At 41.4% G+C, this 25,798-nt stretch carries 30 protein-coding genes, 3 tRNA genes and 2 pseudogenes; 12 read left to right on the top strand and 23 right to left on the bottom strand.

All coding sequences use genetic code 11. The features are described from left to right. Nucleotides 1-20 precede the first annotated feature (20 nt). Nucleotides 21-1,025: a DNA cytosine methyltransferase gene (locus tag N0824_RS00630; protein ID WP_108935318.1), complete on the top strand. Its 1,005-nt coding sequence runs from the start codon at nucleotides 21-23 to the stop codon at nucleotides 1,023-1,025. A gap of 189 nt (nucleotides 1,026-1,214) precedes the next feature. Here the strand turns inward: N0824_RS00630 and N0824_RS00625 are convergent. The 8 genes from N0824_RS00625 to N0824_RS00590 all read right to left on the bottom strand — a co-directional run bounded on the left by N0824_RS00625 (nucleotide 1,215) and on the right by N0824_RS00590 (nucleotide 7,093). Beyond that, nucleotides 1,215-1,299: transfer RNA gene (locus tag N0824_RS00625), tRNA-Leu, on the bottom strand. After that, nucleotides 1,278-2,165: a M48 family metallopeptidase gene (locus tag N0824_RS00620; protein ID WP_199224869.1), complete on the bottom strand. Its 888-nt coding sequence runs from the start codon at nucleotides 2,163-2,165 to the stop codon at nucleotides 1,278-1,280. The genes N0824_RS00625 and N0824_RS00620 overlap by 22 nt, the downstream gene beginning before the upstream one ends. Next, nucleotides 2,158-2,577: a M48 family metallopeptidase gene (locus N0824_RS00615; RefSeq protein WP_108935317.1), complete on the bottom strand. Its 420-nt coding sequence runs from the start codon at nucleotides 2,575-2,577 to the stop codon at nucleotides 2,158-2,160. The genes N0824_RS00620 and N0824_RS00615 overlap by 8 nt, the downstream gene beginning before the upstream one ends. Before the next feature lie 119 nt (nucleotides 2,578-2,696). After that, a complete protein-coding gene (locus N0824_RS00610) occupies nucleotides 2,697-3,434 on the bottom strand; it encodes a sulfite exporter TauE/SafE family protein (protein WP_108935316.1) in 738 nt (245 codons plus the stop codon). Between the two features lie 31 nt (nucleotides 3,435-3,465). Continuing rightward, entirely contained in the window at nucleotides 3,466-4,233 is a 768-nt protein-coding gene (locus tag N0824_RS00605; protein WP_002757776.1) for a proteasome-type protease, read from the bottom strand. Nucleotides 4,234-4,337: 104 nt separating this feature from the next. Then, complete coding sequence (gene fabG / locus N0824_RS00600) at nucleotides 4,338-5,114, bottom strand: 3-oxoacyl-[acyl-carrier-protein] reductase (RefSeq protein WP_002757772.1); 777 nt, start codon at nucleotides 5,112-5,114, stop codon at nucleotides 4,338-4,340. A 141-nt stretch (nucleotides 5,115-5,255) separates the two neighbouring features. Next, complete coding sequence (locus N0824_RS00595; protein WP_108935315.1) at nucleotides 5,256-6,155, bottom strand: lysophospholipid acyltransferase family protein; 900 nt, start codon at nucleotides 6,153-6,155, stop codon at nucleotides 5,256-5,258. A 215-nt stretch (nucleotides 6,156-6,370) separates the two neighbouring features. Continuing rightward, nucleotides 6,371-7,093 carry a hypothetical protein gene (locus N0824_RS00590; protein ID WP_108935314.1) on the bottom strand — a complete coding sequence of 241 codons (723 nt, stop codon included), beginning with the start codon at nucleotides 7,091-7,093 and terminating at the stop codon, nucleotides 6,371-6,373. Between the two features lie 285 nt (nucleotides 7,094-7,378). Between N0824_RS00590 and N0824_RS00585 the strand changes: the two genes are divergently transcribed. Further along, nucleotides 7,379-8,155 (top strand): class I SAM-dependent methyltransferase, encoded by a 777-nt coding sequence (locus N0824_RS00585; protein WP_108935313.1) that lies wholly within the window; start codon nucleotides 7,379-7,381, stop codon nucleotides 8,153-8,155. On the opposite strand, the gene uvrA is transcribed toward N0824_RS00585, so the two are convergent. From uvrA to N0824_RS00555, 6 genes are all read right to left on the bottom strand, one after another. Next, a complete protein-coding gene (gene uvrA / locus N0824_RS00580) occupies nucleotides 8,112-11,024 on the bottom strand; it encodes an excinuclease ABC subunit UvrA (protein WP_108935312.1) in 2,913 nt (970 codons plus the stop codon). The genes N0824_RS00585 and uvrA overlap by 44 nt on opposite strands. Nucleotides 11,025-11,235: 211 nt before the next feature. After that, nucleotides 11,236-12,009 carry a serine O-acetyltransferase gene (gene cysE, locus N0824_RS00575; RefSeq protein ID WP_108935311.1) on the bottom strand — a complete coding sequence of 258 codons (774 nt, stop codon included), beginning with the start codon at nucleotides 12,007-12,009 and terminating at the stop codon, nucleotides 11,236-11,238. 59 nt (nucleotides 12,010-12,068) lie between these two features. Next, entirely contained in the window at nucleotides 12,069-12,671 is a 603-nt protein-coding gene (gene tsaB / locus N0824_RS00570) for a tRNA (adenosine(37)-N6)-threonylcarbamoyltransferase complex dimerization subunit type 1 TsaB (protein WP_108935310.1), read from the bottom strand. Nucleotides 12,672-12,700: 29 nt separating this feature from the next. Continuing rightward, nucleotides 12,701-12,772: transfer RNA gene (locus N0824_RS00565), tRNA-Lys, on the bottom strand. Between the two features lie 63 nt (nucleotides 12,773-12,835). Beyond that, on the bottom strand, nucleotides 12,836-13,708 hold the full coding sequence (locus N0824_RS00560) for an aldose epimerase (protein ID WP_108935309.1): 873 nt from the start codon (nucleotides 13,706-13,708) through the stop codon (nucleotides 12,836-12,838). 102 nt (nucleotides 13,709-13,810) lie between these two features. Beyond that, the gene (locus tag N0824_RS00555) at nucleotides 13,811-14,497 is read right to left on the bottom strand and encodes a diacylglycerol/polyprenol kinase family protein (protein WP_108935308.1); all 687 of its coding nucleotides are present in this window, start codon (nucleotides 14,495-14,497) and stop codon (nucleotides 13,811-13,813) included. Between the two features lie 55 nt (nucleotides 14,498-14,552). On the opposite strand from N0824_RS00555, the gene yidD reads away from it, so the two are divergent. Next, complete coding sequence (gene yidD, locus N0824_RS00550) at nucleotides 14,553-14,783, top strand: membrane protein insertion efficiency factor YidD (RefSeq protein ID WP_002783381.1); 231 nt, start codon at nucleotides 14,553-14,555, stop codon at nucleotides 14,781-14,783. Between the two features lie 154 nt (nucleotides 14,784-14,937). On the opposite strand, the gene N0824_RS00545 is transcribed toward yidD, so the two are convergent. Next, nucleotides 14,938-15,696, bottom strand: a complete 759-nt coding sequence (locus N0824_RS00545; protein ID WP_108935423.1) for a DUF2993 domain-containing protein — start codon at nucleotides 15,694-15,696, stop codon at nucleotides 14,938-14,940. A gap of 198 nt (nucleotides 15,697-15,894) precedes the next feature. On the opposite strand from N0824_RS00545, the gene N0824_RS00540 reads away from it, so the two are divergent. Both N0824_RS00540 and N0824_RS00535 read left to right on the top strand, forming a co-directional pair. Further along, nucleotides 15,895-17,037 (top strand): ferrochelatase, encoded by a 1,143-nt coding sequence (locus N0824_RS00540; protein ID WP_108935307.1) that lies wholly within the window; start codon nucleotides 15,895-15,897, stop codon nucleotides 17,035-17,037. Between the two features lie 56 nt (nucleotides 17,038-17,093). Beyond that, nucleotides 17,094-17,166 (top strand) — tRNA-Arg (locus tag N0824_RS00535). A gap of 413 nt (nucleotides 17,167-17,579) precedes the next feature. On the opposite strand, the gene N0824_RS00530 is transcribed toward N0824_RS00535, so the two are convergent. Both N0824_RS00530 and N0824_RS00525 read right to left on the bottom strand, forming a co-directional pair. Beyond that, the gene (locus N0824_RS00530; RefSeq protein WP_172963129.1) at nucleotides 17,580-17,789 is read right to left on the bottom strand and encodes a type II toxin-antitoxin system RelE/ParE family toxin; all 210 of its coding nucleotides are present in this window, start codon (nucleotides 17,787-17,789) and stop codon (nucleotides 17,580-17,582) included. Then, the gene (locus tag N0824_RS00525; protein ID WP_002734321.1) at nucleotides 17,782-18,027 is read right to left on the bottom strand and encodes a hypothetical protein; all 246 of its coding nucleotides are present in this window, start codon (nucleotides 18,025-18,027) and stop codon (nucleotides 17,782-17,784) included. The genes N0824_RS00530 and N0824_RS00525 overlap by 8 nt, the downstream gene beginning before the upstream one ends. A 277-nt stretch (nucleotides 18,028-18,304) precedes the next feature. Between N0824_RS00525 and N0824_RS20630 the strand changes: the two genes are divergently transcribed. The 7 genes and pseudogenes from N0824_RS20630 (at nucleotide 18,305) to N0824_RS00490 (ending at nucleotide 20,677) form a co-directional block, all read left to right on the top strand. Next, entirely contained in the window at nucleotides 18,305-18,676 is a 372-nt protein-coding gene (locus N0824_RS20630) for a hypothetical protein (RefSeq protein ID WP_158269529.1), read from the top strand. Between the two features lie 164 nt (nucleotides 18,677-18,840). Then, nucleotides 18,841-18,936, top strand: a pseudogene (locus tag N0824_RS21150) (LamG domain-containing protein); the annotation flags it as partial. 164 nt (nucleotides 18,937-19,100) lie between these two features. Then, entirely contained in the window at nucleotides 19,101-19,355 is a 255-nt protein-coding gene (locus tag N0824_RS00510; protein ID WP_045362295.1) for a hypothetical protein, read from the top strand. Continuing rightward, nucleotides 19,356-19,709, top strand: a complete 354-nt coding sequence (locus tag N0824_RS00505; protein ID WP_106908318.1) for a type II toxin-antitoxin system PemK/MazF family toxin — start codon at nucleotides 19,356-19,358, stop codon at nucleotides 19,707-19,709. A gap of 30 nt (nucleotides 19,710-19,739) precedes the next feature. After that, nucleotides 19,740-19,844, top strand: a pseudogene (locus N0824_RS21145) (PEP-CTERM sorting domain-containing protein); the annotation flags it as partial. A gap of 198 nt (nucleotides 19,845-20,042) precedes the next feature. Continuing rightward, entirely contained in the window at nucleotides 20,043-20,336 is a 294-nt protein-coding gene (locus N0824_RS00495) for a nucleotidyltransferase family protein (protein WP_002783391.1), read from the top strand. Continuing rightward, nucleotides 20,333-20,677, top strand: a complete 345-nt coding sequence (locus N0824_RS00490) for a DUF86 domain-containing protein (protein WP_008202195.1) — start codon at nucleotides 20,333-20,335, stop codon at nucleotides 20,675-20,677. Before N0824_RS00495 ends, N0824_RS00490 begins: the two co-directional genes overlap by 4 nt. Nucleotides 20,678-20,914: 237 nt before the next feature. On the opposite strand, the gene N0824_RS00485 is transcribed toward N0824_RS00490, so the two are convergent. From N0824_RS00485 to N0824_RS00455, 6 genes are all read right to left on the bottom strand, one after another. Beyond that, nucleotides 20,915-21,181: a Txe/YoeB family addiction module toxin gene (locus N0824_RS00485; RefSeq protein WP_002756029.1), complete on the bottom strand. Its 267-nt coding sequence runs from the start codon at nucleotides 21,179-21,181 to the stop codon at nucleotides 20,915-20,917. Next, entirely contained in the window at nucleotides 21,174-21,434 is a 261-nt protein-coding gene (locus N0824_RS00480) for a type II toxin-antitoxin system Phd/YefM family antitoxin (RefSeq protein ID WP_002783395.1), read from the bottom strand. The genes N0824_RS00485 and N0824_RS00480 overlap by 8 nt, the downstream gene beginning before the upstream one ends. 329 nt (nucleotides 21,435-21,763) lie before the next feature. After that, nucleotides 21,764-22,231: a type II toxin-antitoxin system VapC family toxin gene (locus N0824_RS00470; protein WP_108935306.1), complete on the bottom strand. Its 468-nt coding sequence runs from the start codon at nucleotides 22,229-22,231 to the stop codon at nucleotides 21,764-21,766. After that, nucleotides 22,232-22,495, bottom strand: coding sequence for a hypothetical protein (locus N0824_RS00465; RefSeq protein WP_045362302.1), 264 nt, complete (start codon nucleotides 22,493-22,495; stop codon nucleotides 22,232-22,234). 395 nt (nucleotides 22,496-22,890) lie between these two features. Then, nucleotides 22,891-23,928 (bottom strand): fatty acid desaturase, encoded by a 1,038-nt coding sequence (locus N0824_RS00460; protein WP_108935421.1) that lies wholly within the window; start codon nucleotides 23,926-23,928, stop codon nucleotides 22,891-22,893. Between the two features lie 492 nt (nucleotides 23,929-24,420). Further along, nucleotides 24,421-25,584, bottom strand: coding sequence for a pyridoxal phosphate-dependent aminotransferase (locus N0824_RS00455; RefSeq protein WP_108935305.1), 1,164 nt, complete (start codon nucleotides 25,582-25,584; stop codon nucleotides 24,421-24,423). Between the last annotated feature and the right edge of the window lie 214 nt (nucleotides 25,585-25,798).

The following is a 25,798-nucleotide window of genomic DNA, read 5'->3' as shown; positions in this document are numbered from 1 at the left end:
CGCTATAATCTCAACTATCAATGAATCTCCTGAAAGATAGTAAAAAAATTCGTTTTATTGACCTCTTTTGTGGTTTGGGAGGGTTTCGAGTCGCAATTGAACAAGTTTGTCGCCAAAAAAACTTAGAATCTGATTGTGTTTTTTCCTGTGATATAGATAAAGATGCTCGGTCAATTTATCACGCTAATTTTGGCGACCAACCCCAGGGAGATATTACCGAAATCGCTGCCCTAGATATTCCCAATCATGATATTTTAATGGCGGGATTTCCCTGTCAACCCTTTAGTATTTGTGGTGATTTAAAGGGGTTTGAAGATACCAGAGGCACGCTATTTTTTGAGATTGCTCGTATTTTAAAAGCCAAACAACCCGCAGCATTTATTCTGGAAAATGTCAAGCAATTGCAGGGACATCAACAGGGAAAAACCTTAGAAGTTATTCTCGATACTCTGCAAGATTTAGATTACTATACCGATTATCGGGTTTTGAATGCGCTTAATTTTGGTTTACCGCAAAAACGAGAACGAATTTTTATCGTTGGTTTCCGAGAAGCGCGGAGTTTTATCTGGCCAAAACCAGCTTTATCTAGAACAACTTTAACGGAAATCTTAGAGGAAAATATTTCGGATTTTTATTATGCCTCCGAAAAAATTCAAAAAAGTCGCCTGCTAAAAAGAGAGGGAAAAAAACCTTATAGTGAACCGACCATCTGGCACGAAAATAAAGGAGGAAATGTCAGTGCTTATCCCTATTCCTGTGCCTTGCGAGCGGGAGCATCCTATAATTATTTGTTAGTGGATGGGAAAAGACGTTTAACAGCAAGAGAAATGCTACGTTTACAAGGTTTTCCCGATGATTATCAAATTGTCGGCAGTTATCAAACTATGCGAAAATTAACCGGTAATAGTGTGGCGATTTCCTGCGTAGCTGCTGTGGTTAATTCTGTGATCGAGTCTTTGTTAGATATTGAGCAAGCATCAACTAATTCAGGTGTGATGAATAAATCTAAAAACCGTGTTGGATAAGGTTTTTAGATTTATTCAGCCAATCCTATCTATCTTGTCCGTCCAGTGGGGTAGGTAGTAAGGATGCTTCCAGTAGGCGTAAAATCTACTCATCGGTGTGAGATTAATATTTAGTCGGATGAAACCTCAACTGAGCCAATATTATCGGCCATTTCTAGGCCATAATAGCCAGAAATTACTTTAATTTGATGGGCGGAGTCGGACTCGAACCGACATGAGGGGCTGCCTCGCCACATTTTGAGTGTGGTGCGTCTACCAATTTCGCCATTCGCCCTTGGCACTAGCTTTATCATTATAACCCATTTTTGGCCCTTTTAACAAATTGTGATAATCGGGGGAACTGGCCCAACGATCGATTTCTCGCGCGCGTAGGACGGGGAGGGGATGGGTTAACTGTTGGGTCTGCAAACCCTTTAACATTTCCCCCATTTCCGAGGCGCTGACGGCATCGTAGGACTTGGCCTGATCGATAAAAGCCTCTAAATTTAATAAAGGTGCGAGACTGGGGGAACCTCCGGCTAACTTCATTAACACCGACATGACGATTTTTGGGTCTTGAACTGCCAATAAAGCCGCTCGATCGCAACTAAACTCGGCGCAGCGCACCCATGCTAACATTCTCTCCTGCAGGGATCGTGCTAACATTGTCCCCCAATTGGGTAGTAATCCCGCCGCTAGAACCATAATATTGGCTAAAGTCAGATAAACGCCGTGTTCACATTTGAGATGTCCTAATTCGTGGGCCATTACCGCTTGAATTTCTGCGGGAGTCAGCATTTCAATTAGGGAAGTGTGCATCACCATAAACGGTTTTTTGCCGCGCATGGCGAAGGTATAGGCGTTAGGAACGGGGTTTTGTTGAATGTATAATTGAGGTGGTTCTAAGTCGAGAACTCGGCAAGCTTCTAGGAGGAGATTATGCAGGTCGGGTAATTGTTTTTCCCCCACCAAAACACTAGCAGCAATATTATTTAAGTAAAAGAATTCCTCAGCGACGGAACCTAATAAACTTCTCACGGCTATATCTAAACCGGGCAGTTGTTTAAGGGAGTTCGTGGCCTCTAGGTCGATGGGATGCCGAAAATCATTGGCTTTTAAGCCGAGTAATAACTGTTTTGATAATTCCATATTCTTATTCATTTAACCAAGCTTTGACGCGTTCTAAACTTTTCCAGTCCGGTTTTCTAGCTAAACCATCGGCGATATTTTCATCCACTTCTTGGCGAACTTCTTTGTTTAAACTAACTAATTGTTGCACCAGTTCCATATGTTCCCTAACTCCGGCGGTTTTGGTTTCCAACATAGCCAAAACCAAATTGATCCGGTTTTGCGGGGAAACTTTATCGAGTTTTACGGCTTTTTGGGCGGCTTTTAGGGCTAATTCCGGTTTATCGGTGAGCATATATAACCAAGCTAAACAGGACCAAACGGCGGCATTTTTCGGACTGCGATCGCTTAATTGTTTAAATTCTGGCAATAAACTGGCGGCACTTTCTCCCTGTTGGTAGCGTTCTAAACCTTGTTCGAGGGTAAAATTGGCGGTTTCTGTCATTTTCAGTTGCGGGGTTAATCAAGGAGCAAATTTAACGGTTATAGGCGTATTACACAAAGCTAGTACAAATCACCTTTATCTAGTATTTTAGCAAAATTTGTCCCCTTGTCAGCAAAATTTTAAAAGACGATGCCCCGTTCTCGCCAGATCATCAATAGGCCACTCATCGAAACAAATAACATCACTGCTTGTTTAAATTGTTGGGGACTCATTCTTTCTAAAACTTTTTGTCCTAACCAATTACCTGGCCAGGCTGCTAATCCTAACAATAAACCGTAACCGAGAAAGGGCAGATGTAAAACTCCAAAAGCTGCGTAGGCGATTAATTTGGCTATATGAACTACTACCATGTGAACGGATTTCGTTGCCACCATTGGCTCTTTAACTAGCCCATAGTTGATATAAAACAGGTTCATCATCGGGCCGGTACTACCAACTAATCCTGACAGGAAAGCGTAGATAAATCCCGAGGGCATAAAATACCAAGTTTTAATCTCAAAAAAAGAATTTTCTTCTTGGGGAAATAATTGTTTAAGCGAGGATAAAACCAGAAAAATCCCCAAAACTAGCGGTAACCATTTGAATTGTAAATGGGCAAAGACAAAAGCACCGAGGGTAGATCCCATAATTGCGCCGGGTAAATACCACACCGTCGAGGGCCAGTCAATGGCCCGCCAATACATTCCCATGCGTTGGACGTTACCGAGTAGCATCCCCGTGGTCAAAACCGGAGGAATGACGGCAGCATCGAGAAACCAACCTAAAACGGGGAGTAGAATCAGGGGGCTGCCCCCACCAGCAAGGCTACTAAAAAACCAAGCTAGACTACCTGCCAACATCAAGGTAACAATGATCATCGAGTTGTAAAGTTAATTCACAAAGAGTTACTTAATCTATTATGATATCCTCTTTGGGGTCTTCATCGGTATAATGCCATTCCACATTGGGCATAGCCTCGAAAGCTTGCCGGACGTAATCTTCCCAGAGTTTCCGCATTTTGGCTAGGTAGGGATCTCCTAGGCGCAATTGTAACTTATGACGTAGGCTTAGGCTATTAGCTTCATACATACTCAAATAGATAGGCGGTCCGACGGAAATATTCGATTTCATGGTCGAATCGATGGAAAGTAAGGCACATTTGGCCATTTCCTCTAGGGGTGTATCATAGGTAATGGTGCGATCAAGAATCGGTTTACCGTATTTAGTTTCACCTATCTGTAAAAAGGGCGTTTCTTTGGTGGCTTGAATATGATTTCCTTGGGGATAAATCAGGAATAATTGCTGGTCTTCTCCTTTAATTTGTCCCCCAAGAATAAAGTTACATTTAAAATCAATATTATCTTTTTCTAGCCAAGTTCTTTCCCTAGCTTGTACTTGACGACTTTTATCACCGATATAGTGGGCGATATCGTAGAGATGATTCAGAGAATGGAGATTTTTATCCTCTTGATTGTGCAGATCTCTTTTTAGTTCGTGAATCACTCCTTGGCTAATCGATAAATTGCCGGATGTGCAGACCATAATTACCCTTTCTCCCGACACCGAAAAATCAAATAATTTCCGATAGGCCGAGATATAATCGACTCCCGCATTTGTACGAGAATCCGCCCCCATAACAATGCCAAAACGATTGATAATTCCTAAACAGTAAGTCATTATAAATTATGAATTATGAATTGGGAAGTGGGGAGATGAGAGTGCCAGAGTTGGGATAAAAAAGCTAAATTCTGACGACCAACGACTGATAACTGATAACTGAATTAAGCCATAACCATACCACCATCGACGTTAAAGACTTGACCAGTGATATAAATAGCGGCTGGATCGGCGGCTAAAAAACGCACCATTCCGGCGACTTCTTCCGGTTTTCCATAACGGGAGAGGGGGATATATTTGAGAATTTCATCTGCTTTGAGGTCATGAGTCATATCGGTTTCAATAAAGCCGGGGGCCACGGCATTAACAGTAATGCCTCGACTGGAAAATTCTTTGGCTAAAGTTTTTGTTAAACCGATAACACCAGCTTTAGCGGCGCTGTAATTAGATTGACCCGGATTACCCATCAAACCGGATACGGAAGTGATGTTAATTATGCGGCCGCTTTTCTGTTTTAACATCAATTTACTGACGGCGCGAGTGCAGAGAAAAACCCCGGTTAAATTGAGATCGATGACCGCTTGCCAGTCTTCTAATTTCATTCTTAACATCAGGGTATCCCGGGTAATACCGGCATTATTAACTAAGACATCAATATGACCGAATTTTTGCTTGGTACTGTCCACTAAATTATCCACTTCTTCGCTTTTAGCCACATCTGCTTGTAGAGCTATTGCCTTTCCCCCGGCCGCGGTAATTTCTTCGACAACGGCATCGGCAGCACTGCTAGATTTAGCATAGTTCACCACTACAGTAGCACCCTGGCTGGCTAATTCCAAGGCGATCGCTTTACCGATTCCTCGCGAGGCCCCGGTTACTATGGCTACTTTGTCTTGTAAATGCTGGCATTCTGCGGGTAATAGTTTCATAATTTTCTGCATTCCCCAAATAATCGTCAAATCTCAAGAGAAAACTTTGTACTGATAACTTTGCTCAAAACACTTCATTATCTCACAAGCGGGTTAATTTGACCGCAGCCATCCTCAAGTGCGATCGCTCTGTCCCCACTTTCCTGTATAGTATCAGGGAGAATTGGCCGCCACTAATTGATCGAGTTGTTGCTGCATCAAATAACAGACTTTCTCATAACATTCGCGTACATAACGGCGGTCCCGGGCCGCTTTTTTGCCGTAACGTTCAAAAATAATTGGGGGACAAACCCGGGTATGTATCGGCACAGGTAAGGGAATATTCGGCAAGGGACCGATAGCTAGTCCCCAGGGTAAACCGAAATAGATGGGACAGGTCCCAGGGTCAATACCGAAAGGCCAAGGCATACCCTGTTTATGCAATTCTTTTAATTGAGGATAAATATCTTCGAGGACAAACAGGGTCGAGTGAGCGCCGTGGGAAATGGCGGGAATAATCGGCACTTCGTACTGTAAAGCTAGTTTAACAAAAGCTAGATTACCGGCAAAATGAATTTTATTTCTTAAACTGTGGGGACGGAAAACATCCGTAGCACCTCCTGGATAAATTAGTACACTAGCACCACTATTCAAAGCTGCAATCGCCATTTTCGGATGTGCATGAATGGCCCCCATTTGGGCCACTAGATGCGCTTGGGATGGAAAAACTCGCCAGACTCGCGAATCCATCAAACCATAGATTAAGCGATCGCTGCCAAAGCGTTGAAACCAATCATACATCATCATAAACATATCGGGAGCCGCTAAACCGCCGTTATGGGAGCCGATGAATAATACTTGTCCTGAGGGGGGAATATTTTCCCAACCATCGGTTTTGACGCGAAAATAATGGTGATAAAACCAATCCAGAAGGGGGACAAATTTTTCGATCACCTGCGGATCGCGATCCTCTAATGACCAACCCGTGAGGGTATCAACAGGGGCCTTGGCTGCTTGTAGGGATAATTCGGCAAAAGTGGCCGTAGATGAGACAAAAGAGCTAAAAATCTGCATTGATGCCAAGGGGATAATTTGAGCGCATCTTATTATAGTCTAAATATTTTCTTAACGATGGTGAACCACTGTTTTTAACCTTCTTATTAACGACTTTGTATTATATCTGGAATTAATACTTTCTGCTTTTATCGACCCGATTAAGTTCCTTATAAATGTAAAATAGCGTTAAACTAGCTATAATTTTTGATACAGTATTAACAGGATTTATTTAATTAAAAAACCTGCCTTTTGATGATTGACATTGAATCAACAATTTCACCAAATTTTTCGTGTTTGATTCTGATTCTTTCTCTGACTCGATAAACTTGACCATTGCTAGAATTAAAAATATCATAAATAAATGATGTTTCTGTTGGATCTTGACCGTAAGAAGAACACTTAAAAGCAATTTCTAATGAAGAAATAAAGCCTCTATATTCGACCCAATCTTCTTCTTGACAAGCTTCTATATAAGATAATTTATCGGATTTTAGATCGTATGTGAAATATCCAGTATCTACTGAACCCCAGTTATTAGCTAAATAGTATCGAGCTAAAATATAATTATTTTTTATATCGAAAGATATGGGTGTGAATATTATATATCCAGGAAATTTTTCTGAACGTAATTCAATCTTTTTTATTTCATTATTATTTTCAATAATAATCTTAATAGATAGAGTTTCCCTGTCCGTTGCTGGTTCACAAAATCCCGATGTATTTGTTTGATCTTCATCTTTTCCTATTCTTCTTAAAAACCCTTCAAAATAAACTTTTGTGCTAGAGTCATTTGATGCTAATTTTTCTGATTGATAGATCAATTCAACTACTCGATTACAATTATCTCCTTCCAAAGCTCGAATAGGAAAAGAAGCCTCATTCTGAGTATATCCATGACTAACCGTCGATAAAAAAAACGTCATAAATATTGCATTGCTCAAAATAGTTTTGTTCATATCATCTCAAGACAAATGTTTTTTCCTATTGATTAAGATAATATTTGAAGTTTTTTATCTAAGTGTTAATAATGACTGGTTGTGGTAATTGTAACACAGACAGACACCAAAGACAACTACTATAAAATAACTTTACATTTCTTTTATCACTTTTGGAAAATGCTATCCTTGTAGATAAGACAAAAGAACTAAAAATCTCCATTGATGCCAATTGGATAATTTAAGCGCATCTTATGATAGTCTAAATATTTTCTTAAAGATGGCAGTAGGAAAGAGCGATCGAGAATGATTAAGGATAAAAATCAGCAAACCTATAGAGACCCTAGTATTGTCGGTTATTATGCCCAATTAACCGCGCTACAGCCAGCAGAAAAGACAATTTTAACCCTGCTGCAAGAGCGTTTATCAACCATGAAAATGCTTGATTTAGGGGTAGGTGCGGGACGAACTACGAAGTATTTTGCCCCTCTTGTGGGAGAATATATCGGTGTTGATTATTCTGCGGAAATGATCGCCGCTTGTCGTCAAAAATTCCCCCATTTAGTCTGGCAAGTGGCCGATGCTAGAAATCTAGAACAATTTGCGGATAATTATTTTGACTTTATTCTCTTTAGTTTTAATGGCATTGATTATATTTCCCCTGCTGACCGTTTTCTAGTTTTAGAGGAAATTAGCCGCATCGGTAAAACTGGCGGTTATTTTTGTTTTTCTAGTCATAATCTTCAGGGAATTATCCCAGAATTCGATTGGAAAAAAAAGATTAGTTTCAATCCTTTTAGTAGCTATGTAAATTTAGTCCTCTGGGTGATTTTGCGTGCCTGTAATCCCTCTCTTAGCTACCAACAGTTATTGACTGCTGACTATGCAATTATTCGGGATGAACCCCATAATTTTCGTCTGCAAAATTATTACGCCACACCCAAAGAACAATTAAGACAGTTAAGGTCTTACTTTCAAGAGATTAAAATTTATTCTTGGAAAACCGGTCAGGAAATTAAGAGCGAACAAGAGTTAAATACTAATCTTGATCATTGGCTTTATTATCTCTGTGTTCTTCCCTAATATTATCCCGCTTTTTTGGGGGATATTGAAGTAATGCTTGGGCAAGATAATGACCGGTGTAGGATCTTTCACATTTAGCCACGGTTTCCGGTGTTCCCACCGCGATTAATTCTCCTCCCTTGTCCCCTCCTTCCGGTCCCAAATCAATAATCCAATCGCTACAGCGAATCACGTCGAGATTATGTTCGATGACGATAATCGAATTACCTTTATCGACCAATCTTTGTAACACATCTAAGAGATGATGCACATCATAAAAAGATAAACCCGTAGTCGGTTCATCGATCAAATATAGAGTTTTTCCCGTGGCCCGTCGGGATAATTCGGCCGCTAATTTCACCCTTTGCGCTTCTCCACCGGATAAAGTGGGGGCGCTTTGACCGAGTTTACAGTATCCTAAACCCACATCCACGAGAGTTTGTAATCTGGTGGTAGCCCGGGGGACATTTTCAAAGACTTTTAATGCTTCCTCGATCGTCATATCTAAGACATCGGCGATCGAATAACCTTTATACTTAACCTGTAGGGTTTCCCGATTATAACGCGCCCCTTTACACACATCACACTGCACATAGACATCGGGGAGAAAATTCATCTCGATGACGTTTACCCCTTGGCCTAGGCAAGCTTCACAGCGTCCTCCCTTAACATTAAAAGAAAACTGCCCCGCTTTGTAACCCCTAGCTTTTGCTTCGATGGTTTCGGTGAAAATCTCGCGAATAATGTCAAAAACCCCCGTATAGGTGGCAGGATTTGACCGAGGAGTGCGTCCTATCGGTGATTGGTCGATGACAATTACTTTATCAACCGCGTCCAATCCTTCCACTTTCTCTAATTCTTTGGGGAAGGGAGTTAAACGGGTTAAATGATGTTGTAAAGCTGGATATAATAACTCATTAATTAGGGTGGATTTGCCCGAACCAGATACCCCCGTAATCGAGACTAATTTTCCTAAAGGAATCGTTACATCGATATTTCTTAGGTTATTTTGATGGCAATTTTTTAAAACTAAAGCATTACCATTCCCAGACCTTCTTTGGTGAGGAGTTTCAATAACTTTGCGTCCCGATAGGTAGGCCCCTGTTATCGATTTTTTGGATTTCAAAAGGGTTTTAAAACTGCCTTGACAGATGATTTCTCCGCCATGAATGCCCGCTTTGGGACCAATATCGACCACATAATCGGCTGCCCGAATCGTTTCTTCGTCGTGTTCGACGACGATTAAAGTATTACCTAAATCTCGCAATCTTTGCAGGGTTTCTAACAGTTTACTATTATCTCTTTGGTGTAATCCGATGCTAGGTTCATCGAGAACGTATAATACTCCCGTTAATCCCGAACCGATTTGAGTCGCTAATCGAATTCGTTGGGATTCTCCCCCGGATAAAGTCATCGCTGGTCGATCGAGGGTAAGATAATCTAATCCCACATCGATTAAAAATTGTAGTCTCGCTTTGATTTCTTTGAGGGCTAATTCCCCAATTAATGCCTGTCTTGGGGTTAAATGACAATCATTAATTCTCTGCAAACAATCCCGAATGGGAACTCCGGTAAAATCCGTGATCGTATATTGTCCTAAACGTACCGATAAAGCTTCCGGTTTTAATCTTTTTCCGTGACAAACTTCGCAGGTTTGGTTAACAATATATTTCTCTAGTCTTTGTTTGATAACTTCCGAGGTGGTTTCTTGATAATTTCTATCTAAGATATTGATAACTCCAGCAAATTCTCGATAGTAACCGCGACCAGTATCGTAACGGTAGTCATCTTCAAAATAGATCGGTTCTTTACTACCATACAGAATTATATCTTGCTGGGTTTTTGTTAGTTTCTGCCAAGGGGTTTGAATTTCAAAACCTAAAGCTTGCCCTAAACCGTAGAGGAGAGAAAGATAGTAGGAGTTATCCTTATCTGACCAGGGGGCAATGGCAGAATAAACCGGTTGTTTCGGGTCTGGAATGACTAAATCTGCCGAAAATTTCCGTAAACTGCCCAATCCGTGACAGTTGGGACAAGCACCATAGGGAGAATTAAAAGAGAATAAACGGGGGGATAATTCTTCCATAACTGCCCCGTGTTCGGGACAGGCAAATTTCTCGGAAAAGACAATTTCTTTGGTAACTTCGGGATTATCTTCGTTATTCTCATCGAGAATTTCCACAATCGCTACACCGTCGGAATGCTTTAAACAAGTGGTTAAAGAATCCACTAATCTTTCCTGTAAACCCTCTTTTTTGATCAGGCGATCGATAACAATTTCAATATCATGAAGATGTTTTTTATCTAACTCGATGCCCTCGGATAATTCTACTACCTTGCCGTCAATCCGCACCCGGGCAAAGCCTTGGGACGCCAAACTAGAGATTAATTGCTTATGAGTGCCTTTTTTGCCGCGAATTACTGGGGCTAAGATTTGAAATCGGGTTTTATCGGCTAATTCCATCACTCGATCGCACATTTGATCGATGGTTTGGGGGGCAATATTGCGATCGCAATGGGGACAATGGGGTTCACCGGCACGACCGAACAATAAACGCAAGTAATCGTAAATTTCCGTAACAGTTCCCACACTAGAGCGGGGATTGTGGGAAGTGGATTTTTGGTCGATGGAAATAGCCGGACTTAAACCCTCGATCGCATCCACATCGGGTTTATCTAATTGTCCTAAAAATTGACGTGCGTAGGCGCTGAGGGACTCCACATAGCGGCGCTGTCCCTCGGCAAAAATGGTGTCGAAAGCGAGGGAAGATTTGCCCGATCCCGAAACTCCCGTAAAAACAATCAACTGATTGCGGGGTAATTCGAGATCAACATTTTTGAGATTGTGTTGTCGTGCGCCACGGATACGGATTGAGTCAGTTTGAGCCATCGGACGGTGCCAAGTAGTCCTTAACAATCATAGCCTTGATGAATGAGTTTCAGCTAGTAAGTAAGTAGTTATTAAAAATTGTCAGATACCCCCCTTATCAAGGGGGGATTAAGGGGGGGCAGGGGGGAGCGAAGGCAAAATCTATCTTCTATTTAATTAAAACCACTTATTTAGAAAACCAGTCTTCTATCATATCAGAAGATTATCGGGGTTAAACCGCCCTTTCGAGAAACTCGCGCATATCCCGATCGGCCCCAGGACAACAGCTATGACTCGCTTCTTCTTCTAAATGGGCTAAAACTGGGCAATTAATCCGATAATCTGGTTCTTTTGACCGTTCTAGCCGCAATTCGTACACTTGTTTTTCCAGTTGTTCGATGCGGTCCACCAAAGCGCGAATAGCCACCGCTTCCGAGTCGGGTAAATCACCGTGTTCGAGAGGTTGCACCCGCGTCCCAGCGCGATAGATTAAACGACCTGGTACACCAACGACGGTACAATCGGCGGGAATATCGCGCAGGACCACAGAACCAGCACCAACGCGAACGTTATTACCCAGATAAATATTACCTAAAACCTTAGCCCCAGCGCCGACGACCACATTTTCCCCTAAAGTCGGGTGACGTTTACCGCTTTCTTTCCCCGTCCCTCCTAAAGTAACTCCTTGATAGATGAGGGCATAATCACCGATAATGGCGGTTTCTCCGATGACCACTCCCATGCCATGGTCGATAAAAACACCCTGACCTATTTGGGCGCCGGGGTGAATTTCGATACCAGTCAGAAAACGGGCAAAATGGGAAATTAAACGGGGAATAAAGGGAATCCCGATCTGATATAGCCAATGGGCGAAGCGATGGCACAGTAAAGCTTGTAATCCGGGATAACAAAACAGTACCTCTAACCAGTTGCGGGCAGCGGGGTCACGTTCAAAAATGATCTTGAAATCGGCTAGGAGAGTAGATAACACGAGTCTTGATTCCATATTGATCGAGCTTATACTAAACCATGTTATCACTCCGGTAAATGAGCCGTTCAACTTAATCACATCGCGTAAAATGGTAGCGCCTCCGACCAATGGGGGCGTTTTCCCGTTTGCCAGTCCAAATGGGCTAAATCGAGGATATCGGGGGCATTTATGCCTAAATAATCGGGTGTAGCTAATCTTTGATAGGGAATAGTTAAGTTTTCTAAAGTCTGCTGCCATTGTTCCGGAGTCATCAGGCTATCAGCTAAATAAACCCGATTACCCCGATAGATGCCCACATACAATTTTCCCCTAGTTGCGGGCATTTCTAGGGCGAGATGGGTATCGAGGGGGTAAAAATCCCGTTGTGACCAAGCAAAGGCCGCTAAACTGGAGACGGTAAAAATCGGTAGCTGTAATTGTTGTGCTAGGGTTCTAGCGGTGACTATCCCGATGCGGGTACTGGTAAAGCTCCCCGGCCCCTTAGCGGTGGCTAGAAAGGCTAAATCAGCCCATTTTTGCGGGGCTAGGAACTGTTTTAGATAGGGGTGGAATAGGTTCGATAAGTCCCTGTCTAAGTCCCAAGTTTGTTGACGACTATCATCGCTGAAATTAGAGAGGGCCAGTCCTAGTTGGGGACTGCTGGTATGCAAGGCTAATCCATAGACAGGGGAAGACAAGTCAATCTTTCTGTATCAGTAAGTTTTTATGGGTCGCCTGGGATTCGAACCCAAGACCAATCGGTTAAAAGCCGAGTGCTCTACCGCTGAGCTAGCGACCCGTTTCGTGTTCTGCACACGATTTATCAATATAACATCTTATCGGGGCTAAGTCAAGGGGTAATTTAAATTTGATTGACTCGCATTTCCACGATCGCCTCGCGGCTACTCTGGGGTTCTAGGTAGGTCAAATGTTCGCCTGTGTTGAGGGCGTTGCGGGGAGCGCTCCAAGGTTCGAGACAGATATAATTTTTATCTTTCAGGGTCCAAAAAACAAGAGTTGTGTACAGATCGTCGTAACCGAGGACAATTTGACGCTGATGATAGGAATCACTAAAACTACTTTGATGGCGCGTAATTTGCGGAAAAGCGGCATCAATTTCTTCGAGATTAAAGTCAAAGTTGCCAGAGTAGGAATGGAGGGTCTTCGTGCGTTGGTCGAGGTATTGGGAGGAGGGAATATCAAAGGATAATCGGGTTTTATCGTTGACTTGAAAGTAGGGATGGAACCCGATAGAAAAGGGCATTTTTTCGGGGGAAAGATTAATAACTTTTTGGTGAATTTTGAGGCTGTTTCCTTGCAGTTGATAGGTAAAGATTAATTGAAAATCAAAGGGATAGACTTGACGAGTGGCTTCATTGCTGTTTAATTCTAGGGTTAAACTAGCGGCAGTTTCTGTGCTTTGTTTGCTCACTTGCCAGGGTAAATCACGAGCAAATCCGTGTTGTTTGAGGCTATAGTTTCGGCCTTGGTGTTGATAGCTATTATCGGGTAAGTTGCCACAGATAGGGAATAAAATCGGGACTCCTCCGCGCACACTGAGGTTAGGATCTTTGAATCTTTCTGTGTCCAGATATAAAATATCTTCTCCGCAAATTTGCCAACGGGTGATGATTCCTCCCCTAGCGGGAACCACTTCCAGATAAGCGTCAGCATCTTCATCCTTGAGACAATAGGTAAGATCTTGATTTTGGTTTTGAGTGATCGTAAAAGTCATATCAGTTATCAGTTATCAGTTATCAGTTATCAGTTACCAGTGATCAGTTATCAGTTACCAGTGAATATCATCGGTCTTCGGTAGTTTGAAAGCTGAGATAGCCTAGATTGAGATGAAAATTTGGGTAAGAAAATAGGCAATGGCGGCGCTACCAATCGGTACAGTGAGATTATCTATACCTAGTTTCGAGAAAGTTTCTAGAATAGTAGCTCCGATCGCTGTTAATAAAGATACTAAAATAATTGGCGGATTCATGCCATTAATAAAAGATAAAATAATCAAGCTGACTAAAAAGCTGATTCCTAACATAGTCAGGGAACCTTCCAGACTTTTGCCACTGCCGAAAATTTTGTAGGGATGTTGACCGAAATTTTGTCCGACTAGGGCTGCTAACCCGTCTCCTAACGCCATAATTAAAATACCCATTGCCGCGTATTCGGGGTGAGAAATTGGCCAAAAATAACCCACGAGAACACCGATACTAACAGCATAAAACAAAGTTCCCCAACTGCGGCGACCGACACTATTAAGACTGGGCAAAATGGGAAAAAAATAGGATAGGATAGCGATAGTTGCCGCTAGGATGGCCGCACTTATTCCCACCCAAGCGGGGATATTTAACCACCAGGCCAAAAGGATGACGTTTCCCGTGCCAATGTGGACAACTTTGCGGGTAATTTCGCCATCGGTACTGAAAACCCTTTTTAATTTTTCAGCGATCAGAATCAGAACAACTAGGTAACAGGCGACTAAACCGATCGAAAATAGGAGAGAGTGGGATAGTTCCACGTGGCAAAAGCGAAAATTGACTATCTATTTAGTTTAGGCGATCGAGGTGACATTGATGAAAGGAATTTTTATTGGTTTAATTAAGGGATATCGACGGTTTATTTCGCCTCTATTTCCCCCTTCCTGTCGTTTTCAACCCACCTGTTCCCAGTATGCCATGGAAGCGATTGATCGCTTTGGTGTGCTGCGGGGTTCTTGGTTGGCAATTAAGCGTATTCTCCGTTGTCATCCCTTTCACCCCGGAGGTTACGATCCCGTGCCTCCCTGTCACCACAAGCACGATTGAAACCTACAGCAGTTATCTCAATGGTGAGATACGAGGTTTTCGTTTTGGGGATTCAGGAGTCAGGATTCAGGAGTCAATACCAAATTAGGTTATACTTCATTTTTAGGGTGAAGTCTGTAAGACTCTTGATATTTTTAGACCCGTTGATGGTTGCCTATTTTCTTTGGGGAAAACGATCGATATCGGCGATACCATAAAAGATAATCTGTTTATCTTTTAAACGTAGTCGATCGACTCTTAATTGAGTACCATCGAGGGCAAATTTATCTAAATCCATAAGGTTGTTAACGTGGCTGATTAAAGCTTCTCCTAAAGCTTTCGATCTTTCGTCGCCTTGATAAACCACCTCGACAAATTGAATTTTTCGCCTTTCTTCCACAACCACAGCAGTGGTCATTTCTAGAAGAATTGGTTCTTCTTCTCCCAATTTAATTAGACTTTTCAGAGTTAAAGTTTTATCGTCATTGAGAATTAATTCCGTATTCTGACAGTGAATTGATTTACCTTCGTACTCTAATCTTTGCAGTTTTTCGACAATAAAAGGTGTATTAAAAGAGGTGGTTAAGTCTTCTTCCGTTAAAACTACCCGCAAAGTGGCCCGCGTCGGTTGACGGAGTTTCACCTGTCCGGTAAAAATGGCACTAAAATCGATCGCCACCGCCTGCACATACAATTCCATGGCCTCGATGCGTAGGCCATTGTACATGAGCATCGACTGACCGATAAAGTCAAAACCGTCGATACTGCCTTGCAGTAATTTGGCTACGGGTTCGGCGCGGACAGTCGCTGTCAGCTTGCCTGTGCGTTTGAATAATGCAGCGATTGCAGCACTCACCACTTTACTGATGAGTTGATCGCCGCTCTGATTGGAAAAAGGTAAGCTACCAAACACGCCTGCTGTCATATCTCTCATAGGTGGGACTGCAACGATCTTAACATTATTTAAAGTTTCTTTACATATCGTTTTATTAATCAGGATGATAAGCAATCTGTATGATTCTGTAGAGGTTATAAATTTTTAGCGGTCTATCGCGTGCGAGGGGATAGGATGGAAAAATGCTACTATCCCAGTGATATAGCGTTTTTCACTTAAAAAATCGGGGTTAAAAACGTGGTTGCCATTTCAGATCAACAACAGTTAGCCGCTACCCACAACCACAGCGATCGAGTGGCGGTATTATTGATGGGATACGGGGAAGTGGAGAGTTACGAGGACTTCGCCAACTATAATGAACAGGCCTTAAATCTGCTGACGGCTAAGTTCGCTCCCGTACCGACTTGGGTTTATCCTCCCCTAGCGAAATTATTGGCCATATTTGACCTACACGAATGGCAACACCAGCATAATCACTTTATTTCGCCCCATAACCACATTTTCGAGCATCAAAGACAGGAAATCGAGCGCAATTTACAGGCAAAATGGGGTAATCGGGTGGAGGTATTCAAAGCGTTTAACTTCTGTGCGCCTTTTTTACCGGCACAGGTGTTAACGGAAATCCGCGAGCGGGGATTTGAGAAAATTTTGATCTATCCTCTCCTCGTTGTTGATTCTATCTTTACCAGTGGCATTGCCATCGAACAAGTTAACAAAGCTTTAGCTCAAGGACAAACGGGGGAACATTGGGTCAAAGGATTGCGCTATATTCCCTCGTTTTATAACCAACCCGCTTATATAGATTTAATGGCGCGGTTAGTGGAGGAAAAAATCGCTGCTGAGGTAGCTAGTAGCTGTCTTCCCTCGCAAATTGGCATTATTTTAATGAATCACGGTTGTCCCCACGAAGCTAAGGGATTTACGTCGGGAATCGATGAAAGTCAAGCTTTATACGAGTTGGTCCGGGAAAAATTAATCTATCGTTATCCCTTGATTTCTGTGGGTTGGTTAAATCACCAAACCCCCTTAATTAAATGGACGCAACCGAATGCAGAGTTAGCGGCGAAGAATTTGATTGAATTGGGGGCAAAAGCCTTAATTTTCATGCCGATTGGCTTTGCTACGGAAAATCACGAAACTTTACTGGATGTGGAGCATATTATCGAAGCTTTACGCCGCAAGCACGACCAAGTTAATTATGTGCAGATGGCCTGTGTCAACGATAACCCCGAATTTTGTCAGATGGCCGCCGATTGGGCCTGGGAACATATCGAAGCTTTGCTATCACAAGAGGCTTTATCTGTCAATAGTTCTGTAACAATTCCTCACATTCATTCCGATCACCATCATCATCACCACGGACACCACCATCATCATTGAAAATCAGTCCTACCACTTGTCACTTTTGGAGGTATAATTTATAATTGTGCTTCCCTGGGTACGTAGCTCAATGGATAGAGCATCCGCCTTCTAAGCGGACGGTTGTAGGTTCGATCCCTACCGTACCCGTTATTGTTAACTAGGAATTGGAAATTCTCTCCTATCGTCCCGGGGACAATCGCTTTGATGCGGTGAGCGTCGAATTGGGTCAGTTGAATCCCGTCGGTTGATATTAATTGTGTTTAATTTAGTTGGCGATCGAGTTGAGGATCAGTCAAGGGAGAAGGCAAAGGCGAATCAGACATACTGCGTCACAATATCTCACGGAATGAGAATAGTTCGCCTGAGAAGCAGTAAAACAGGGGAAAGGAAGCGATCGCCAGTGTGAGAGATATATAACTTAAGATTTGTGACGCGATCACGACAAAGCAGAATTAATATAGCGTTTCCTAAGCTAGTGAGGTACACCTATTTTCTTCCCTTTTGCCTCTTGCCTTTTGCCTAAAACCCATAACTTTTGTACCTCAGCAGACTGAAAAACGCTATAGATTGTTATTTCTGTCTTCAAAAAACAACACTCGATACTTACCTACTCGCAATCTTAGTTCATCTCTTCCGTAAAGGGGTTTAATATCTAATTTTGTAGAATCCGAAATCAAAGTATCCAAAGCTTCAAGAAGACGAATTTGATCATTTTTAGGCATCCTTTCTAAGGAGCGTTCTGCTTGTCTAAGTAGAATATAATCAGCCAAGTTTATCTCCAAATAATTTGTATTTTAATTCTGTTGAAGTGATTCCAGTATCTCGACCGGATAAATAATCTTGCCATGCTGCTTGGCTTTCAGCAAGTTCTTCGGCTGGAATGATCTCATCGTCATCTTTTGGCGCTACGGTCGGCTTGATGATAGTTTTTAAATCCTCTAAAAGTCGCAACTTATCCGTAAGGGGAAGATTCTCTATTTGGCTGAGGATTTCATAGTAAGTTGTCATAGACCTTGATCGTATCAGATAATCCGAACACACCTCAAATAATACCACATCCAGATACTAACCAAAAATGGTAAAAGCGGTGGGCTGTTCACAACCGACTTGGTTCTGCGGTTTCTTTATCGGGATTAAGAGAGAAATATAAAAATTTATTAAATTGTAACTTTTAATACAGTTGTGGGGGGGGGAGTGTGTATTTTTGTTTTGTCCGCCTTTGGTGTTGGGTTGTTGCTTAATCTGGCTGCGAGGGGGAGCGCTCGCACTTTGAGGAGATACATTAATGAAAACAAGTGTAATATACATAACGGCTGTATTAACTTTATTGGGACTAACTGTGTCTCGACAAGCTAAAACATTTAACTTAAGTGAAAACAAAGACTTTTTAATAGCTCAATCTGGTCAAGTATATAAGTGTATAAATGATCATGACAGATTTTCGATAGTGCCAGGTATTCCTGGTGCAACTTTTAGTAGCACTAGTTGCCTGATCCCCGCAAAATTGGTAAAAAGATGTATGCAAAAAACTATTTTGGATAAAACTTTCCGGCGTTGTTATTTAGCCATACCACCTTTACATGGTGTTCCAGTCAATACATATTATTTCATACGGGCTGATCGTTCGGGATATCCCACATTTTTTACTATCGATTAATTTACAGGAATATCTATCCATGTATCGATTAGTGTGGGAATCTCTGATACCTCAATATTTTTGAGAACTTGTTTCATGGCTTAAGTAGGTGCATCTTCATCTTTTATTGTACCTTATCTAATCATATCTACATATCTAATAGTGTTCCTCAAATTATAACTTTCCTCCTCGCACTCGGTACTCTCGGCGCAGTTTCAACCCTCCAACGCAAACTAAAATCATCCCAATCTACCGAAAAAGAAACCACAAAAGTAGGCTAAATTGCCCACTAAAATACCATAAATGCCCCTTCATTCAGTCAGTAGAGGGGGTATTTTTTGTGTATTGTTTATTGTCTATTATTTAATTGTTGCTAACTAATTGACAACAAGAGGGTTTTTTATGGTAAAATGGTTGGCCTAGTGTAAATATAGTAAAAGTTGAAATGTCTGTCACCCATATTAATAATCTTCAAGACCAGATTTTGCAAAGTATTAAGACTTTACCGCTAGAAAAACAGCAAAAAGTCCTTGAATTTGTCAAATCCTTACAAAGAAATTCACGTTTTCAGAAATGGGATAATATTTCAGATGCAGAAGCACAATCGTTACAAAATGAATTTGCTCAAGAGGATATTAGCTTTTCAGAAAGTATTTTACCCGATTATTTATCTCACCTTGAACAAGAGGATAAGGAATAAATGCGAGGCGATATTTATCTAGCTGATTTGAATCCGAGTCGTGGTTCAGAACAAGCTGGTATTCGACCTGTTATTATTGTCCAACATAACAATATTGATCGCTTCACTAGCACTGTTGTTGTAATTCCATTAACCAGTAATTTACGTCGCGCACAAATCCCCGGAACAATGGTTATTCCCGCAGGACAAGGATGCTTAAATCAGGAATCAGTAGCCTTATGTTATCAAATTGTTGTTATTGATAGACAACGACTTCAGAGACAGTTGGGGACACTTTCTTCTAGTTATTTACAGCAATTGGAAGAGGCGATGCGATACACATTAGATTTAACAAACACTAATATGAATGTTTAATTAGTTTAATTTTCTGTCTGGAAAACTTGAACTTTAAGTCTCCTGGTAGTCAGTACACTCGGCGCAGTTTCAACCCTGAAGCGTAAACTAAAACCCTCCCAATCCATCGAAAAAGAAACCAGAAAAGTAGGCTAAATTGCTTCTAAAAATACTATAAATGCCTCTTCATTCAGTCAGTTGAGGGGGTATTTTTGGCATAACTCTCTCAATTCTCATGATTTTAAGGAGTATGGTTTATCCTTTCATCCGCTATCTGCTACAATACAGATACAGGAAATAAAATTTTGATCAGTAGGGTAAAAGTCTTTTCCGTTATCTTAGAAGGTAAGCATCATGAAAAATTTAGAAGAAATTAAAGCGATTTTGGGTCAAGTTAAGTCCTTAGTAAAAGAAAAGTATCATGTCAGTGAATTAGGTATTTTTGGAGATTATGTAAAAGGAGAAGTGCAGGAAAATAGTGAAGTTAATATTCTGATAGATTATACAGAACCGCCTAGTTTACTGGATTTAGTAGATATGGAATATTATTTAAGTGATTTACTTAAGGTAAAAGCGGATGTTATCAGTAAAAATGGCTTAAAAGGAAGAAGGCGAGAAAGAATTTTATCCGAGGTTATTTATGTATGACGCAACGGGAATTTAGAGATTTCTTGCAAGACATTCTAGAGGCAATTTGTCAACTAGAAAAGATGACTCAGTATCTAAGCTTTGAAGAATTTTCAACTAAGATAGAAATCTTTCTTTCGGCAGTAAAATTAATTGAAATAATTGGGGAAGCAGTCAAAAATATTCCTGATGAAGTGAGAGTTAATTATCCTAATATTCCTTGGAAAAACATCGCAGGTATGCGGGATAAATTAGTTCATGAATATTGGGCAATTGATGAAAAAGTCGTCTGGAAAGTGATTCAAAACAATCTCCCCCAGCTAAAGAGAATCATTATCAGTATTATTGAGAAATTACAATAAATTTCCCTGGCTCTCTGGTGTCCCGTTTTTTAACTTGGCTTCTACGACTAGCATTGATTAATCCTCGACCCTGGCTAAATTAAGTATAACACAGTTTACCTACAAATAGTAGAATGAAAATCGTGCTTCGCGGTTGATATTCTGGTCGGATTTCATCCCCCGCAAAGGTGAGTATCTTGTCGAAAAATCTAGCGGGGGCATTCATCCGACATTTTAGGTAAAATAAATTAAAAGGGGTTATTCATAATGAGTCCACATCCGTATAACTTTGACAACTTTCTCTTCTGGAATAACCTGATAAACCAAACGATGCTGAATATTAATACGTCTAGAATAATAGCTCGCTAAATCGCCACTGAGTTTCTCATAAACAGGATAAGATTGATAGGGATTTGACTTAAGAATATTTAATAACTCGTTAGCTTGTTTTGCCAACCCAGTACGAGCCAGCTTTTCAGCATCTTTTTTCGCTTGTTTGGTAAAAACCAACTGCCAATTATCCATTTAAAATTGCTCTGATACCCGCCTCATCCAGACAATCTTCAATAGAAGTGTTGCCACCTTCAATAATTGAATCTACCATACCAGGAATAGAATACAAATAAAGCGTTTCTTGAATAGAGTTCCAATCTTCCTCAGCAATTAAAATAGCATTCTTTTTCGTACCAGATAACAAAATCGGTTGATGATTATCATTGGTATCATTCACTAATTCATCAATTTGTTCTTTGGCCTCAGTAACAGTAACAATTTTCATGTAACTATCCCTTAAATTAACAACATAACCGATTTTAACACAAGTTAAGTATTGTTCAGCATAATAGCACCTTTTCTAAATATTTCTCATTCCTCCGATTAAACGCCAAGGAATAAGAGGATAGGGAGACTTAATTTCCTTTGGTACATTTCTAGTTGCTTCTCCAATTAGATATTTGTTTGATTCTTGGCCAATGCTGCCGATGTCATTCCCTTTGTACGTCGTTCAATTTCACTGCATCAGCTTAATTCCTTTACTCCCTTGAAGGGGATTATTTTTTCCACCTTTTTAAACTCTAAAAATTTCAGAGTTCACAGCTTATCGCTTACTTAAGACGGATGATTGTTAGGATTTTCCATCAGCAATCCCTCACTGATCACAGCAACATTCAATTCATTATCTGCCGAGACAAAAGTGATAGAAGGTAAACCACTAGCTAGGCAAAGTGTATTAACAGCACAACCTACTGCTAACTGGATTGCGTCATAACCTCTTAAACCATAAGTTTCCGCTAATACCATTCCTGAATTAATTATACTTTCGGTAATTTCAATGACTTGATAATCTTTAAGCGAGTCCTTTCTCAACTGATGAACTATTGCCGCTGCATCCGTAACGCTAATACTTCCAGTGCGGGATCTTCGCGTAATAGCAGCTACAATTTCTACCTTGGCGATTGCGGCAATAAATATTTCATTATTTAAAGCATCAGTAAATAATTCCAATACCCATGCTGAACCGGTTTCGCTGATATAACGCTTGACCAAGGCACTACTATCTAAGAAATAAAGTGCCATTTAACGGCGTTCCTCAATAATCGTTTCTGAAATAGGTTTTCCCTCGATTTCAATCAATCGTCGCTCAGTTATCGGTTGAGATGAAGGACGCTTAATCTGCTTGACTAATCCAGCATCAAGAAGAGATTGGTGAAATACCGCTTGTTTGTCAGCTTCTTCTTTATCCATAAGATACTGTTGAATCTTCTGATTAAGCAGCTGAAGTTCTTTTAGCTCAAGAGTCTCAAGCTGATTCAAGATTTGAGTAAGGATTGCCTGTGTCATAATCTGCCACTTTTTTTGCTGTCTGAGTAATTAATCTTTTATAGGAAAGTTATAATAATTGAGCTAGTACAATAGACAGTATCATAAAAACTCACTCTTTAGACCTGCTTGATCGTAAATTTTTAGATTCTAGGCGCTTAATATCCTCTTGTCAGTAGCTGTTGAAAAGCAAAATGATCAAATCCTAGAGAACCGCTTGGATATTTGTTTGATTCTTGGCCAATGCTGCCGATGTCATTCCCTTTGTACGTCGTTCAATTTCACTGCATCAGCTTAATTCCTTGCCACTGAACCAAATCAAGAAAAAGACTTTATTGCTAGTTTTGGCAACTATTCTCGGTGTGAGAGGAGGAGGCAGATTTTGCTGCCGTTTCCCCCTCATAACTAAGATAGGATTAGTTTTTGCGGTAAAAAACCTTACTGCCTTGGTCACTGACAAAATGACAATTGCGGTAGGACCGCCAGAGAGATTTGAAAATCGGTTCTTTCGAGACGCGATAATAGTCTCCTAAGACGGGACGGATAGCCTCGGTTGCTTCTTGGAGATGATAGTGGGGAATAGTGATAAAAATGTGATGGGCGACGTGAGTACCAATTTCGTGATGGATGGGATTAAAGATGCCATAATCGCGATCGATGGTAGAAAGCGCCCCTTTGAGAAAGTACCAATCTTGACCGCGATACCAGGGAATATCATCTTCGGTGTGGTGTAGGAATGTCACCAGGTCTAACCAAACCACAAAGACGATATAGGGCATGATGTAGTAGTTAAACAGAAACCAAAAGCCTTGGCTGATACCCACCCCGATTAATAGACCTAACATAAAGGTACAGCAAAAGGTGCTAGTCAGTACCTGCCAGCGTTCCGAGGGGCGAAAGAGGGGGCTTTCGGGCATAAAATGGGACCCCTGTTTATTAGGGGAACGACGGAAAAGATAGAGGGGATAAACAAATAAAATTAGCTGAAAACGAGCTAATTTTTCGTACCAAGCCATATTGTTATACTGGGTTTCCGTGACGGGATACCAACTTTCATCGGTGTCGATATTGCCGGTATTAGCGTGATGGGTGCGATGACTGATGCGCCAACCGTGGAAAGGTACGAGAATGGGAGTATGACTGAGATGACCGATTAAGTTATTTAACCAACGATAACGGGAAAAGGAACCGTGACCGCAATCGTGACCGACGACAAATAAGGCCCAAAACATGGTTCCCTGCATAAACCAAAAAAGGGGGAAGAACCAAGCTTGATTAATCTGGTAAGTTATCCAGTAAAGTAGGGTAATAATGCCAATATCAAAAAAAAAGTAGGCTAAAGAGCGAAAAACGCTTGATTGGAAGCAACGTGCCGGGATAGCTAGACGGACATCCTGTAGGGTAAATGGCAAAAATTCCCTTTCTAGGGCAGGTTTAGGTAGGGTTTGGGACACTAGGTTATAACTCAAGATAGATGACAAGGGCAGTATTGACGAAGGCTTGAGTAGTTCAAGTTTTCTGTTTCTCGATGCGCTATCTTTTCTCTATCTCAGCTAGGAGCAGATAAGACCGAGCGATCGAGCGAATTTCGTCTAACTCCCTAGGATTTTATTGTAGGGCTTAATGTAACTTAACAAAAGCCCCGATGAATTATCAATTATGAATTATGAATTATGAATTAACGCGATGTGCAACTGAAAACGACAGAATCAGGGTTCCAGAGGATACTTTATCTCTGCTGATTTCTGAGAGCCTTGTAAATCAAGACTAAAAATATAGTTGCACAGGGGGTGAATCAGGAATTATGAATTGGGGAGCAGGGAGACTACTTCGCGTGCGTTGCGGGGGAGAATAAATAAAAGCTGACGGCTGAAGGCTAATAGCTAAGTGGTTAAACCCAAAAAAAAGGGCGAACAAAATTCACCCTAACAGATACAGTAATCATCCTACAAAGTGCCGATAAACTTATCAATGCGATCGAATCCTTTTTCAATCGTCTTTAGGTCTGTAGCATAGGAAAGACGAATACAATCATCAGCACCGAAAGCAATACCGGGGATAGCGGCTACTTTTTGGGTTTCTAGGAGTTTCTGACAAAAATCCCGGGATTTTAAACCAGTTTGACTAATATCAATAAACACATAAAAAGCACCGTTGGGAGTAGGACAATTGAGTCCAGGGAGCGATCGCACTCGTTCTAAAATATACTGTCGGCGCTCGCTAAAAGCTTTGACCATTTCCTCGATGCAATCTTGGGGACTCTCTAAAGCAGCGATCGCACCGTATTGGGCAAAAGTGCAGACATTAGAGGTACTATGACCTTGGATCTTAGTCATGGCCTTGACAATTTCCACCGGTCCTGCTATGTAACCGACGCGCCACCCCGTCATCGAGAAAGCTTTAGCAAAACCATTACTAACAATACTGCGCTGAAAGATTTCCGGACCAAAAGAAGCGATACTGCGGTGAATTGCGCCATCATAGAGGATTTTCTCGTAAATTTCATCAGAAACCACTAAAATATCCTTTTCAACCACAATTTTTGCTAAAGCTGCGATTTCTTCGGGAGTATAGACAATACCGGTGGGATTAGAGGGAGAATTGAGAACAAATAATTTAGTTTTCGGTGTAATTGCCGCTTCTAGCTGTTCGGGGGTGATTTTATAGTGATTCTCTAGGCTAGTGTTCACTATAACCGATGTTCCTCCCGCTAACGTCACCATTTCAGGATAACTCAACCAGTAGGGTGCGGGAATAATTACTTCGTCCCCCGCTTCAATTAACGCCATGATTAGATTATAGAGAGACTGTTTACCGCCATTGGTAACGATGATATTATCGGCATTGTATGCTAGTTGATTATCCCGCAGCAATTTCTCAGCGATGGCTTTTCTTAACCCCGGTTCTCCGGCAGCCGGTCCGTAGCGAGTTTTTCCCTCATCGAGGGCCTTTTTCGCGGCAGCTTTGATGTGAATGGGTGTGTCGAAATCTGGCTCCCCGGCGCTAAAACTACAGACATCTTCGCCGTTTTTCTTCATTTCCTTGGCCAGAGAGTCGATAGCTAGGGTAAGGGAGGGGGTGACTTGATTGACTCGTGACGCTAGTTTCATAGTATTTTACCCTGACAGGGCTTTTCTGATGACCTACACAACCTTTAGTATTGTCCATCACCTCGATTGTTCTGGGTGTTTTTTTATATAATCTCCGGAATTGCGGCGCTTAGGGATGGGTGTGGGGTGTGGGAATTATGAATTATGAATTATGAATTATGAAGTGGGGAGTGGGGTGTGGGGTGTGGGGTGTGGGGTGTGGGGAGGGGGAATT

Origin of the sequence: Microcystis sp. 0824 (assembly GCF_003112475.1) — a bacterium.
GTDB classification, from domain to species: Bacteria; Cyanobacteriota; Cyanobacteriia; order Cyanobacteriales; family Microcystaceae; genus Microcystis; species Microcystis aeruginosa_C.
Note: the sequence above shows the minus strand (reverse complement) of the source record. Positions and strands in the feature narration are given on the sequence as shown.

Excerpts from the sequence above, each read along its gene's own strand:
- N0824_RS20630 (WP_158269529.1), top strand. The coding sequence starts at position 18,305 with ATGAAAACAAGTGTAATATACATAACGGCTGTATTAACTTTATTGGGA.
- fabG (WP_002757772.1), bottom strand. The coding sequence starts at position 5,114 with ATGCAGAAAATTATGAAACTATTACCCGCAGAATGCCAGCATTTACAA.
- N0824_RS00545 (WP_108935423.1), bottom strand. The coding sequence starts at position 15,696 with ATGAGAGATATGACAGCAGGCGTGTTTGGTAGCTTACCTTTTTCCAAT.
- N0824_RS00485 (WP_002756029.1), bottom strand. The coding sequence starts at position 21,181 with ATGGATAATTGGCAGTTGGTTTTTACCAAACAAGCGAAAAAAGATGCT.
- N0824_RS00605 (WP_002757776.1), bottom strand. The coding sequence starts at position 4,233 with ATGACTTACTGTTTAGGAATTATCAATCGTTTTGGCATTGTTATGGGG.
- N0824_RS00490 (WP_008202195.1), top strand. The coding sequence starts at position 20,333 with ATGACGCAACGGGAATTTAGAGATTTCTTGCAAGACATTCTAGAGGCA.
- N0824_RS00505 (WP_106908318.1), top strand. The coding sequence starts at position 19,356 with ATGCGAGGCGATATTTATCTAGCTGATTTGAATCCGAGTCGTGGTTCA.
- N0824_RS00595 (WP_108935315.1), bottom strand. The coding sequence starts at position 6,155 with ATGCAGATTTTTAGCTCTTTTGTCTCATCTACGGCCACTTTTGCCGAA.
- N0824_RS00465 (WP_045362302.1), bottom strand. The coding sequence starts at position 22,495 with ATGACACAGGCAATCCTTACTCAAATCTTGAATCAGCTTGAGACTCTT.
- N0824_RS00495 (WP_002783391.1), top strand. The coding sequence starts at position 20,043 with ATGAAAAATTTAGAAGAAATTAAAGCGATTTTGGGTCAAGTTAAGTCC.
- N0824_RS00525 (WP_002734321.1), bottom strand. The coding sequence starts at position 18,027 with ATGACAACTTACTATGAAATCCTCAGCCAAATAGAGAATCTTCCCCTT.
- N0824_RS00585 (WP_108935313.1), top strand. The coding sequence starts at position 7,379 with ATGATTAAGGATAAAAATCAGCAAACCTATAGAGACCCTAGTATTGTC.
- N0824_RS00480 (WP_002783395.1), bottom strand. The coding sequence starts at position 21,434 with ATGAAAATTGTTACTGTTACTGAGGCCAAAGAACAAATTGATGAATTA.
- N0824_RS00455 (WP_108935305.1), bottom strand. The coding sequence starts at position 25,584 with ATGAAACTAGCGTCACGAGTCAATCAAGTCACCCCCTCCCTTACCCTA.
- N0824_RS00620 (WP_199224869.1), bottom strand. The coding sequence starts at position 2,165 with ATGAATAAGAATATGGAATTATCAAAACAGTTATTACTCGGCTTAAAA.
- cysE (WP_108935311.1), bottom strand. The coding sequence starts at position 12,009 with ATGGAATCAAGACTCGTGTTATCTACTCTCCTAGCCGATTTCAAGATC.
- N0824_RS00610 (WP_108935316.1), bottom strand. The coding sequence starts at position 3,434 with ATGATCATTGTTACCTTGATGTTGGCAGGTAGTCTAGCTTGGTTTTTT.
- N0824_RS00630 (WP_108935318.1), top strand. The coding sequence starts at position 21 with ATGAATCTCCTGAAAGATAGTAAAAAAATTCGTTTTATTGACCTCTTT.
- N0824_RS00590 (WP_108935314.1), bottom strand. The coding sequence starts at position 7,093 with ATGAACAAAACTATTTTGAGCAATGCAATATTTATGACGTTTTTTTTA.
- N0824_RS00470 (WP_108935306.1), bottom strand. The coding sequence starts at position 22,231 with ATGGCACTTTATTTCTTAGATAGTAGTGCCTTGGTCAAGCGTTATATC.
- N0824_RS00560 (WP_108935309.1), bottom strand. The coding sequence starts at position 13,708 with ATGACTTTTACGATCACTCAAAACCAAAATCAAGATCTTACCTATTGT.
- N0824_RS00510 (WP_045362295.1), top strand. The coding sequence starts at position 19,101 with ATGTCTGTCACCCATATTAATAATCTTCAAGACCAGATTTTGCAAAGT.
- yidD (WP_002783381.1), top strand. The coding sequence starts at position 14,553 with ATGAAAGGAATTTTTATTGGTTTAATTAAGGGATATCGACGGTTTATT.
- uvrA (WP_108935312.1), bottom strand. The coding sequence starts at position 11,024 with ATGGCTCAAACTGACTCAATCCGTATCCGTGGCGCACGACAACACAAT.
- N0824_RS00615 (WP_108935317.1), bottom strand. The coding sequence starts at position 2,577 with ATGACAGAAACCGCCAATTTTACCCTCGAACAAGGTTTAGAACGCTAC.